Genomic DNA, 12,549 nt, shown 5'->3' with positions numbered 1-12,549 from the left:
ATTCAATAAACGTTAATAATTAACCAACCAGCAAGTTGCTAAGACACTTGAATTGATGATGAGACAGTCAGACTGATCTACTGAAAACCTTAGCTCGGCATAGGCTCATAATGAAGCCGCAAGGATGATAATGAAGCCGCAAGGATGATAATGAAGCCGCAAGGATGATAAGGACAGTAGAAGCAGATATCCATCAGGGCCAGAGGCATACCTCAATAACAGGCCGAATATATGGGTGCAATGAACTCTTCTCAAAATCGCTATCGAATGTCTTGCAAACCGGATGGGTCCATATATGCCGAGCTGGGCTGTTAAGCAGGGATGCTGCTGGACGGGACGGCCGCGACGATTGAAATAGATAAATTCCAGATACGAAAGCCCTAACATTGCTGCTATACCAATTACATTAATTAACTGGTCAGCGTTGCCCACTGTCTAGTACACAATTCTATCACTCTTATTTTCTTCTCAATGAAGGTATTCCATGCGGCTAGAACACTGCTCGACAATGTCGTCATAGCCACTAAAACAACGATTGGCTAACACATTCTGACGCAGCCATTGCTATACCTGCTCTATTGGATTCAACTCCGGTGAATAAGGAGGCAACTTGAGGAGGGTGAGATTGTCAAAGTCATCGGTCAAATCCTGTTGATGCCAGCCTGCTCCGCCCATAATAACCAGCACGTGGCGTCCGAATGGTGTTGCGGTTGAGATCAGCTTTAAATGTTCGTACATATATTCGCGATTGGCATGTGGGGCAATAATGGCTTGTGTCGCGCCGGTTGTTGGGCACACAGCGCCATATAAATAAGCAGATTAAATTGTTGCTGCCTGACAGCCCTTGGACGAGTGCCTTTCTTAGCCCAAATACAGGTGGTTGTATTCTGTTGGCCAAATCGGGCTTAATCTTGAAACCAAACATCAATGCGATCGAGCGCAACATGCCCAGGCGTGTTAAGGATCGTTGCCATCCGGAAGTTTTTTAAAAGCCTCTTGTGCCGCTTCGGATTGTTTGGGGTGGCGAGAGCGAGTGGTCATCCATGAAAAGCCGAGTTGATGTAGCAAACGATAGATATTCGCTTGCTTGAACGTCACGCCAAATTCAGTCTGGATATAATGGCCGACGTCCTTGGCCATCAACCTGCCACCCTATTCTGGTAAGCTTTGGTGCTGTACGAACATTTTGAGCTTAGCTTGTTGTGCGGTGGACAATATCGAAGGACGGCCCGGATTAGGCGTATCGTCTAGACCACTTAAACCTTGAGCTAAATAGGTGGATATCCATCGATTCACACTGGTTCTACTGACCCTGAGCATGCTTGTGATAGCGGTACGAGAATGACCTTCGCTGAAATTAAGTAAGGCAAGATAGCGCATACGTTTGCGTGCGCTTTTCTCTGATTTCACTAAGGCTGCAATGTTGGGATTATTCATATTTCGTATGATTAAAAAGTGACAACTAATTAGATCACATAATTAATATATATGATATAAATTGAGGACAAACTAGGCTGAAATTGACAAATTGCTGACGCAAAAAAGCCAGCTTATTCAGCTGGCTTCGTTACATCTCAATGAGATAATTAGGCGCTTGGCGATGACCTACTCTCACATGGGGAGACCCCACACTACCATCGGCGCGTTTGCGTTTCACTTCTGAGTTCGGGATGGGATCAGGTGGTTCCACAAGGCTATTGTCACCAAGCAAATTCTGTTTATTACCGTGTCCATCTCTGGACCACGTTAATAATAATTCGGAAAGCTGATTTGCTTTGTTTGAGTTCGCACTTCATCAAGTGTCGATATTCTGTCTAAGGCTTTCAGTAAAACCCATCTGGGTTGTATGGTTAAGCCTCTCGAGTCATTAGTACATGTTAGCTCAACGCCTCACAACGCTTACACACCATGCCTATCAACGTCCTAGTCTCGAACGGCTCTTTAGAGGAATTAAATTCCTAGGGATGACTCATCTTAGGGCTCGCTTCCCGCTTAGATGCTTTCAGCGGTTATCGATTCCGAACGTAGCTACCGGGCAATGCCATTGGCATGACAACCCGAACACCAGCGGTTCGTCCACTCCGGTCCTCTCGTACTAGGAGCAGCTCCCTTCAATCATCCAACGCCCACGGCAGATAGGGACCGAACTGTCTCACGACGTTCTGAACCCAGCTCGCGTACCACTTTAAATGGCGAACAGCCATACCCTTGGGACCGACTTCAGCCCCAGGATGTGATGAGCCGACATCGAGGTGCCAAACACCGCCGTCGATATGAACTCTTGGGCGGTATCAGCCTGTTATCCCCGGAGTACCTTTTATCCGTTGAGCGATGGCCCTTCCATTCAGAACCACCGGATCACTATGACCTACTTTCGTACCTGCTCGACGTGTATGTCTCGCAGTTAAGCTGGCTTATGCCATTGCACTAACCGTACGATGTCCGACCGTACTTAGCCAACCTTCGTGCTCCTCCGTTACTCTTTGGGAGGAGACCGCCCCAGTCAAACTACCCACCAGGCACTGTCCCTAATCCCGATAAGGGACCTAGGTTAGAACATCAAAACTACAAGGGTGGTATTTCAAGGACGACTCCATCATGACTAGCGTCACAACTTCAAAGTCTCCCACCTATCCTACACATGTAGGTTCAATGTTCAGTGCCAAGCTATAGTAAAGGTTCACGGGGTCTTTCCGTCTAGCCGCGGGTATACGGCATCTTCACCGCAATTTCAACTTCACTGAGTCTCGGCTGGAGACAGCGTGGCCATCATTACGCCATTCGTGCAGGTCGGAACTTACCCGACAAGGAATTTCGCTACCTTAGGACCGTTATAGTTACGGCCGCCGTTTACCGGGGCTTCGATCATGAGCTTCTCTTGCGATAACCCAATCAATTAACCTTCCGGCACCGGGCAGGCGTCACACCGTATACTTCCTCTTGCGAGTTTGCACAGTGCTGTGTTTTTGATAAACAGTTGCAGCCACCTGGTATCTGCGACTCCCGTCAGCTTAGAGAGCAAGTCTCATCACCAACAAGAGCGTACCTTCTCCCGAAGTTACGGTACCATTTTGCCTAGTTCCTTCAGCCGAGTTCTCTCAAGCGCCTTGGTATTCTCTACCCGACCACCTGTGTCGGTTTGGGGTACGATTCCCACTAACCTGAAGCTTAGAAGATTTTCCTGGAAGCATGGCATCAACTACTTCAGTCCCTTAGGACCTCGTCATCAGCTCTCAGCGTGTACATTAAAGTACGTGTTCCCGGATTTGCCTAAGAACACCGCCTACCACCTTAAACGCGGACTACCAACGCCGCGCTAGCCTAGCCTTCTCCGTCTCTCCATCGCAGTTAGCGGAAGTACAGAAATATTAATCTGTTTCCCATCGATTACGCCTTTCGGCCTCACCTTAGGGGTCGACTCACCCTGCCCCGATTAACGTTGGACAGGAACCCTTGGTCTTTCGGCGAGGGGGTTTTTCACCCCCTTTATCGTTACTCATGTCAGCATTCGCACTTCTGATACCTCCAGCGTGGGTTACCCCTTCACCTTCAACGGCTTACAGAACGCTCCTCTACCGCGCACAGTAAACTGTGCACCCGTAGCTTCGGTGACTAGCTTAGCCCCGTTACATCTTCCGCGCAGGCCGACTCGACTAGTGAGCTATTACGCTTTCTTTAAATGATGGCTGCTTCTAAGCCAACATCCTAGCTGTCTAAGCCTTCCCACATCGTTTCCCACTTAGCTAGTACTTTGGGACCTTAGCTGACGGTCTGGGTTGTTTCCCTTTTGACGACGGACGTTAGCACCCGCCGTCTGTCTCCCGAGTAGTACTCATTGGTATTCGGAGTTTGCAAAGGGTTGGTAAGTCGGGATGACCCCCTAGCCTTAACAGTGCTCTACCCCCAATGGTATTCGCTCGAGGCGCTACCTAAATAGCTTTCGAGGAGAACCAGATATCTCCCGGTTTGATTGGCCTTTCACCCCCAGCCACAAGTCATCCGCTAATTTTTCAACATTAGTCGGTTCGGTCCTCCAGTTGATGTTACTCAACCTTCAACCTGCCCATGGCTAGATCACCGGGTTTCGGGTCTACACCTTGCAACTAAACGCGCAGTTAACACTCGGTTTCCCTACGGCTCCGCTATTCGCTTAACCTCGCTACAAAATGTAAGTCGCTGACCCATTATACAAAAGGTACGCAGTCACGGTCTCAAGAACCGCTCCCACTGCTTGTACGTATACGGTTTCAGGTTCTATTTCACTCCCCTCACAGGGGTTCTTTTCGCCTTTCCCTCACGGTACTGGTTCACTATCGGTCAGTCAGGAGTATTTAGCCTTGGAGGATGGTCCCCCCATATTCAAACAGGATGTCACGTGTCCCGCCTTACTCGTTTTCATCAATGGTTAGTTTTCATGTACGGGGCTATCACCCTGTGCCGCTGTGCTTTCCAACACATTCCACTAACACCCCACTGACTTAAGGGCTAATCCCCGTTCGCTCGCCGCTACTAGGGGAATCTCGGTTGATTTCTTTTCCTCCGGGTACTTAGATGTTTCAGTTCCCCGGGTTCGCCTCGCAACACTATGTATTCATGTTGCGATAACAGCTTATGCTGCTGGGTTCCCCCATTCGGACATCGTTAGCTCAAATGCTTGTTACTAGCTCGCCAACGCTTTTCGCAAGTTACTACGTCCTTCATCGCCTCTGACTGCCAAGGCATCCACCGTATACGCTTAGTCGCTTAACCATACAACCCAAATGAGTTTCACTCATCGAGCCGTATTGCGACCAGCTTGGTTTTACTTGTCTCACTTCCGACCAAGAAAGTGGACGCGCCTTAGACGTAAACTATTCAACAAAGAATAATTTACTTTTGAATATTCAAGACACTTAATAAAGTGTTTGAGAACTCATGATGCAAACGTTTCCACGTTTACATCGGTTTGTAAGTAACATGACGACAGACATCATCACATTACATACTATCAGCTTTCCAAATTGTTAAAGAACAATGCTAACCGGCTCGCGGCGCATTCAGCTCTGACTTCTCCTAAGAGAAGATAAACAAGCAATCTGTGTGAACACTCAAAAACACGGATGTTTTTGTGTCGACTCGGCACGGATGCCATGTTGTCGACCCAACAAGCGTAAGTTAGTCGTATAGGTAAGGAGGTGATCCAGCCCCAGGTTCCCCTAGGGCTACCTTGTTACGACTTCACCCCAGTCATGAACCACAAAGTGGTGAGCGCCCCCCCGAAGGTTAAGCTACCCACTTCTTTTGCAGCCCACTCCCATGGTGTGACGGGCGGTGTGTACAAGGCCCGGGAACGTATTCACCGTGGCATTCTGATCCACGATTACTAGCGATTCCGACTTCATGGAGTCGAGTTGCAGACTCCAATCCGGACTACGACGAGCTTTGTGAGATTAGCTCCACCTCGCGGCTTTGCAACCCTCTGTACTCGCCATTGTAGCACGTGTGTAGCCCTACTCGTAAGGGCCATGATGACTTGACGTCGTCCCCACCTTCCTCCGGTTTATCACCGGCAGTCTCCCTAGAGTTCCCACCATTACGTGCTGGCAAATAAGGATAGGGGTTGCGCTCGTTGCGGGACTTAACCCAACATTTCACAACACGAGCTGACGACAGCCATGCAGCACCTGTCTCACAGTTCCCGAAGGCACACCTGTATCTCTACTGGCTTCTGTGGATGTCAAGAGTAGGTAAGGTTCTTCGCGTTGCATCGAATTAAACCACATGCTCCACCGCTTGTGCGGGCCCCCGTCAATTCATTTGAGTTTTAACCTTGCGGCCGTACTCCCCAGGCGGTCTACTTAATGCGTTAGCTTGAGAGCCCAGTGTTCAAGACACCAAACTCCGAGTAGACATCGTTTACGGCGTGGACTACCAGGGTATCTAATCCTGTTTGCTCCCCACGCTTTCGTGCCTGAGCGTCAGTCTTTGTCCAGGGGGCCGCCTTCGCCACCGGTATTCCTCCAGATCTCTACGCATTTCACCGCTACACCTGGAATTCTACCCCCCTCTACAAGACTCTAGTTTGCCAGTTCAAAATGCAATTCCCAGGTTGAGCCCGGGGCTTTCACATCTTGCTTAACAAACCGCCTGCGCACGCTTTACGCCCAGTAATTCCGATTAACGCTCGGACCCTCCGTATTACCGCGGCTGCTGGCACGGAGTTAGCCGGTCCTTCTTCTGTAGGTAACGTCACAGCAACAGCGTATTAAGCTGCTACCTTTCCTCCCTACTGAAAGTGCTTTACAACCCGAAGGCCTTCTTCACACACGCGGCATGGCTGCATCAGGGTTTCCCCCATTGTGCAATATTCCCCACTGCTGCCTCCCGTAGGAGTCTGGGCCGTGTCTCAGTCCCAGTGTGGCTGATCATCCTCTCAGAACAGCTAGGGATCGTCGCCTTGGTGAGCCATTACCTCACCAACTAGCTAATCCCACCTAGGTTCATCCAATCGCGGAAGGCCCGAAGGTCCCCTCCTTTCCCCCGTAGGGCGTATGCGGTATTAGCAGTCGTTTCCAACTGTTATCCCCCTCGACTGGGCAGATCCCTAGGCATTACTCACCCGTCCGCCGCTCGCCGGCAAAGATAGCAAGCTATCTTCCCGCTGCCGCTCGACTTGCATGTGTTAGGCCTGCCGCCAGCGTTCAATCTGAGCCATGATCAAACTCTTCAATTAAAGTTTTGTTGCTTCCGTCTTGCGACTTCAGCGGCTCAATGAATTCTGATTTTTTGTTTCTCGCACTCCTTATAAAAGAAGGGCTAAAACAAACTGTACATATTGCTATGAACACTCATTGTTACATTGATTTAAATTTTTGACTGCCAACCCGAAGGTTAAGCAGTTTCGATTAACTCAACACCTGTGAGTGCCCACACAGATCTCTTGTTTTATCTTGTTAAAGAGCAACTCAATATCCGTAAGAGGACGTGAGTACCACACTGAGCGCCGAACGCTTCCAGTTGGCTAGGGCTGCGTATTCTACGCATTTCCCGTTTCGCGTCAAGGAGTTTTTTCAACTTCTTGCTGCGATTGAATTAAGTGCCATTCTCAACAGAGAGTAAGGCATTCAATTCAACTTCAACCTAACTCGTCAGCTTGCTTTCGCTGTCTGCCGTGTCAGTGGATGCGCATTATAGGGAGCAGGAGATTTTGTGCAACCCCTATTTTAAGGAAATTTGCAGTTAATTCATATTCTTCAAGCTAGTCACAAGATACTCACCACTTACCCCCAAACTTATCCACACACCGCTCAATTTTGAGTCAGTTCCAGCTTAATATGAGGTTGGATTGGCCTGTATTACTACGGATAAGGCATAGGGGTTTTCGTTGATTATCGAGGCCAAAGGTAGGTTCTTGGTGCTGCCTGTTCAGTTTTAATAGGCGAACGGCGATTAAAGAGACTCTTTGCCGACTTAATCAGAAATACTGGTCTTACACAAAGCTGATACTGGTCACTTGTATATTATCAACTTATCTCTTGGCTCTAAGTTATACCAATCAAATTAAATATCTAATCAGTTCAGAGCCTCACAGGCATCCCAATCCAAGGCGCATTGACGCAGAAATGGTTATTCCCTTTTAAGTCAATGCAACACCGGAGTGGGATGCCTGTGTGGCTCCCGAAGGGCGGGTTTCAAAGCGCTTTATACTGCGTTCAAGGCTTTCGACAGAGCACCACTATGCCTTCAAGCCTTCGCCTTGTCTAAAGCGTATTGAACTCCCGCTGAATGAACAGATATTTAATACGATTGGTATTAATTCATTAAAACCGTCATATATTAAGAGTGTTAACCTTCTTTCATATATTGGCGCCAAATAACAATGCTAAAAAAATACCCGCCAGTGGCGGGTATTTTCTCATTCAGCTATTGCGTTAAACGCTGAGCTTATTCTTCAACTGGCGAGACCACGAAGAGTAAGTCACCTTGAGACACTTGCTGACCATTGCTGTTCAGGATGCGCTCGATGCGATACTTCTTATCCTCAGGGTACAGAATCGCACTCTGACGGTTAAAGCCGGCTAAGGTCACTTGCGAGAACATCTTCATCGCTTCTGTGAGTGCTAGCGTTTGATCGACTGTGACTATGTCACCTTCTTTCACGAAATCCGCTTCACCTGGCGCAGAAGAGGTATAGAAGATACCTGCGCCTTGGGCTAACACTTTCAGTTCGTTACTTTCACCAACACGCAGTGACTCAGTGTCCACTTCCACAGTTTCAGCAGCGGCTTCCATTTCAGCGATCAACGCAGGAATATCCAGCTCAGCCATTAAACGTGGCAGATAGTTAGTATCGTAAACACCTTCGTTGAAGGTGCCGTCTTTCAGGATAAGCTTGAGTAACGGAATGTTAGTCGCGATGCCTTTCAGCACTACGCTGTCTAAGTATTCGTACAGTTTGGCAATCACATCTTCACGGTTTTCACCGCGCATGATGATTTGCGCAATCAAGCTATCGTAGTATGGCGATACTTCTTTACCTGGCGCAGCAATCGAAATGATTTCCACATCTGGATGTTCTGGGAACACACATTCAGTGATCTTGCCTGGATTTGGGATCAGCTGCAGTATACCATGGCTATCGAGCGCCGCTTTCTCAGCCGTCACACGTACTTCCATCGCATAACCAATTTCTTTCGGCTCTAACGCTTCAATTGAACGGCCAGCTGCGATATCAAACTGCGCGCTAACGATATCAATACCTGACGTCGCTTCCGTTACTGGATGCTCAACCTGCAGACGCGTGTTCATTTCCATGAAGTAGACTTCGTTTGCATCTAAGTTATAGATGAACTCAACGGTACCTGCGCCCATGTAATCGGTCGCGTCACCTAAAGCACGGGTATAAGCCAGTACTTGTCTCTTCAGCTCATCTGGCAACATAGTTGAACCAGACTCTTCGACCACTTTTTGGTTGTTACGTTGAACCGAACAGTCACGCAAACCTAATACTTTGGCGTTGCCGAACTTGTCACGCAGTAACTGCACTTCGATGTGACGCAGCGATGTCACATATTTCTCTAGGTACAAGTCACCATTACCAAAGGCTGCAGCCGCTTCAGTCGCAGTTTTTTGGAATAGACCAATCATGTCTTCAGGGCGTTTCACTACCTGAATACCTTTACCGCCACCACCTTGTACCGCTTTAAGCAGTACTGGATAACCGATTTCGCTCGCCACGTTTATGGCTTGCTCAGCATTGGTCAGAATGCCATGAGAACCAGGCACTACAGGTACATTTTGCGCTTGTGATGTCTTAATGGCGTTCGACTTGTTACCCATAGTCGTCATTGAATGCACGCTAGGGCCAACAAAGTTAACACCGTTATTCACACATAAGGCAGCAAACTGCGGGCTTTCAGATAAGAAACCGATACCTGGGTGCAATGCATCCACTTGCTCATACTCGGCTACTTTCAGCACTGAGTATGCGTTCAAGTAACTTTCGTCCGAGGTATTACCCCCTAAACAAACTAACTTGTCGGTGTCTTTCAACATGTCGGCTGGTACTGACGTCATATCAGGATCAGACGCCACTAATACCACATTGATATTATTGTCGTGAGCCTTACGGATCAGTTTCACCGCAGTACAACCACGGGCGTGAACCAATACTTTGTTAATTGGCTTCATTAACTGGCGTGGATCGTTCTGCACGATCACATCTTCTTCAACAGCTGCTTCAACCACTAAGGTCGATAGTGCATTGATGATCACGTCGTTAATTTTTGCCGAAGGCATTGGCATCAGAGGATCGATACCCGCTAACTGAGTGTCTAAATTGTCGCTGAATGGGTTATGGACTAAGCCCGCCATTGCGCCAGGTACTTTTGACAAGTAGTTAGACAGCGTTGCCGTTGATGGTAAGTAAGCTGGCACCACCATTTGACCCGCGAACGGCATGTTAGTACCAGACAGGTAGTAAGTTTGCACTAATGGGTGAGTCACAAAACTCGCCTGCGCACCACCGGTACAGTCACCAAAACCAAACATCAATACTGGTAATTCGTTATCACGAACAAAGCGCGTGATACGGTCGTTCACCACAGCCATAGAGAATAGCGCCGCGGCACCTTCTTTAGTCTGCATACCGCCAGAACTGATAAAGCACACGACAGGTAATTTACGCTTAGCACACTCGATCAATAGTGCAGAGAATTTCTCGGCACTGGCCATATCGAATGCACCGGCTTGGAATGCAGTGTTAGACACAGCCACACCCACACGCACTTTTTGACCTTTTTCTTTGAAGTCAGCAATACCTGTGATCAAACCACATGGGCGAATGCCTTTATCTAACGCGTCTTCAATCGATAAACGGAAGCCCGGGAAGTTGAGCAAGTTAGCCGACATCTTGTCGCCATTGATCTCTTCGAAATGGGTAAAGAACTGCTTAACCACATTTTCCCAAGTCATGTTGCCTTTACGTTTTTCGTCACGCAGCACTTTTTGGATCAATAGATCCTGATAACCCATGGTCAAGCGGTTCCAGAAGTCCTTACGACGACCGATACGCACAGGGTTGATCGCGCCAGTGTACTTACTGGTATCGCTTTCGCTATCGAAATACTCAGGCAGTAAACGTTCGAAGAAGTAAGTCAGTACCACGAATAGACTGTCGTTAAGCTGCGGGAAACCCACACTCTTCCACTGTTCTACGCGGACTAATAAATCTGCACGGTTCGATTGACCCATGAAGTATTTAAGCCACTTGTAGAACTTAGCTTTGTCGTTCGAGGTATCTTGTGTCGACATTGCATGGTCGATTGACTTGTGCAGCAGGTTGTTCACTGAATTACGTGACAAACTCTTCGACATCATGGCTTCTTTCGCGATTGACGCTAAGCTGCCGACAACGTTGTCGTACAAGGCATTGAAGATCAGAATGTTATGGCATTGCCAAATAAAGTCTTCACGCAGCTCTTCATTCACAACCACATCGAGTACGGTCAGCTGATTCAGCTCAGGCCATTTGGCTTGAGTCACAGACTTTGGCAAACTTTCTAAGTGCTGAATCAGCCCTTTGAAGTTGTTGGCCGCATTGCTCTTCCAGCGGTGATATAAAGACCAGCTGATGTTAAATAACAGCGCCTTACGTGCTTTCTTATAGTTCTCTTTTGGTTCACCCAAAATCAAACGAGTCAACATGTTACGCTCGGTAGACACTTCATCACGCTTAGCGACAAAAGTAGTCCACAATTTGTTCAGTTCTTCGTCATAAACCAGTTTGTCTGGGTTAGATAACCAAGCTTGGAACACACGGTCTTGTTCTTGTTGAATACGCGCCAACAAATCACCTTCTGGCACGCTAGCACGTGACAGACGACCATACTGCTCTTGAGAAATCGAATGGATACGGCTACGCAGCGTTAAATAACGCAGATAACGATAGGCGCTACCGAACAGGTTGTGGTGACTGGTCGGGCTCGTTGCCACAGCCAATTCTGCGTTCAGTTCCAAAGCCATCAAGTTTTTAGATGGATTCAAGAAACGGGTTAAGCTGCGATCATAATGCTCACGTAAATCTTTAGATTCACGCACAAAATTCATCGCTGCACGCTCAACCGCTTCTACGCTGCTAATAATAGCGCGGCGCAGATTGTGCTGACGCTCATCACGGTCGCCCGGTGAAAAGTCGATAATACCGTCGATACAACCTGAGGTATAAAGCTCTTCTGGCGATACACCCACAGATTTCGCACATTCTTGCCAAGATAAGTTGTACTTACGGGCAATACTTTGCAGACCTTGTGGCTGGATCGTGTTGAAAATACCGTCACGCAACGACAACAGAATGTTCGCCGCCGCTAATGGAATCGCACCGCCAGAATAACCGGCACCGATCACAATACCGACTGTCGGTACGTCAACGTTGGCGCTTTCTGCGATAGCTTTAGAAATTGAATGCGCTTGGTTTTGGCTGTTAGCGATTTCGCCAGCATCCGCCCCAGGAGTATCAATTAAATAGATAATTGGCATAGACAATTCGGCAAAATGACGAATTGCTTTACAGGCGGCGTAATGATGCTCAGGCATCCAAGCACCGTTGGCGGTAGTGCGTTCTTGGGCGATAAAGCCAATACGACGAGTGCGTGAACCGAAGTTCAGCTCGACCTCAGCACTGTAAAAAGAGCCCAAGTGAGTTTCAGTAATCAAGCGACCTTTAAGATCGGCAATGATACGTTTTGCACCAGGACGACCTTTATCTTGGGTCGGCTGGATCACTTTAGCAACGTAACCGTCGACATCTAACGATGCCAAGTCTTTCAAGTTTGCCTGAATGGCATCCTCATTTAAAAGACCTTTAATTTCTTCCGATAAACTCTGTTTGCTGTGCTTAGGAAACAGAGAAAAATCCTTTGCCAAATGCTCGGCTTGTAAAAAAAGCGGATCGGGCGTTTGGGCTTGAGTCATGTGTGTGGGCTGATTATTGCTGGTCATCAAAAGATCCTCTGCTTAGCCTCTGAAAATTTTTAGCCAATAAATATAACTTTGTTATCCCGTCAAATGCCA

2 protein-coding genes, 3 rRNA genes and 1 pseudogene are annotated in these 12,549 nt (G+C 47.9%); 1 reads left to right on the top strand and 5 read right to left on the bottom strand.

Annotated elements, in window-relative coordinates; translation table 11 throughout:
- Positions 1–410 precede the first annotated feature (410 nt).
- The 4 genes and pseudogenes from AC5YB3_RS15605 to AC5YB3_RS15590 form a co-directional block, all read right to left on the bottom strand.
- Positions 411–1,437 (bottom strand): annotated as a pseudogene (locus AC5YB3_RS15605) (IS630 family transposase).
- Positions 1,438–1,592: 155 nt separating this feature from the next.
- Positions 1,593–1,708, bottom strand: a 5S ribosomal RNA gene (gene rrf, locus AC5YB3_RS15600).
- Positions 1,709–1,846: 138 nt separating this feature from the next.
- Positions 1,847–4,749 (bottom strand): 23S ribosomal RNA (locus AC5YB3_RS15595).
- Between the two features lie 418 nt (positions 4,750–5,167).
- A 16S ribosomal RNA gene (locus AC5YB3_RS15590) occupies positions 5,168–6,712 on the bottom strand.
- The 16S, 23S and 5S rRNA genes sit together here, the layout of an rRNA operon.
- A 937-nt stretch (positions 6,713–7,649) precedes the next feature.
- Between AC5YB3_RS15590 and AC5YB3_RS15585 the strand changes: the two genes are divergently transcribed.
- Complete coding sequence (locus AC5YB3_RS15585; protein ID WP_259213675.1) at positions 7,650–7,856, top strand: hypothetical protein; 207 nt, start codon at positions 7,650–7,652, stop codon at positions 7,854–7,856.
- A 67-nt stretch (positions 7,857–7,923) separates the two neighbouring features.
- On the opposite strand, the gene AC5YB3_RS15580 is transcribed toward AC5YB3_RS15585, so the two are convergent.
- The gene (locus AC5YB3_RS15580) at positions 7,924–12,477 is read right to left on the bottom strand and encodes an ATP-binding protein (protein WP_006082993.1); all 4,554 of its coding nucleotides are present in this window, start codon (positions 12,475–12,477) and stop codon (positions 7,924–7,926) included.
- Positions 12,478–12,549 lie beyond the last annotated feature (72 nt).

Source organism: Shewanella sp. 1311, from assembly GCF_059338235.1.
The sequence above is the reverse complement of the archived record's forward strand: the minus strand, read 5'-3'. Positions and strand labels throughout refer to the sequence as shown.

What these genes read in the sequence shown, in the direction of transcription:
- AC5YB3_RS15580 (WP_006082993.1), bottom strand. Translation starts at nt 12,477, where the DNA reads ATGACCAGCAATAATCAGCCCACACACATGACTCAAGCCCAAACGCCC.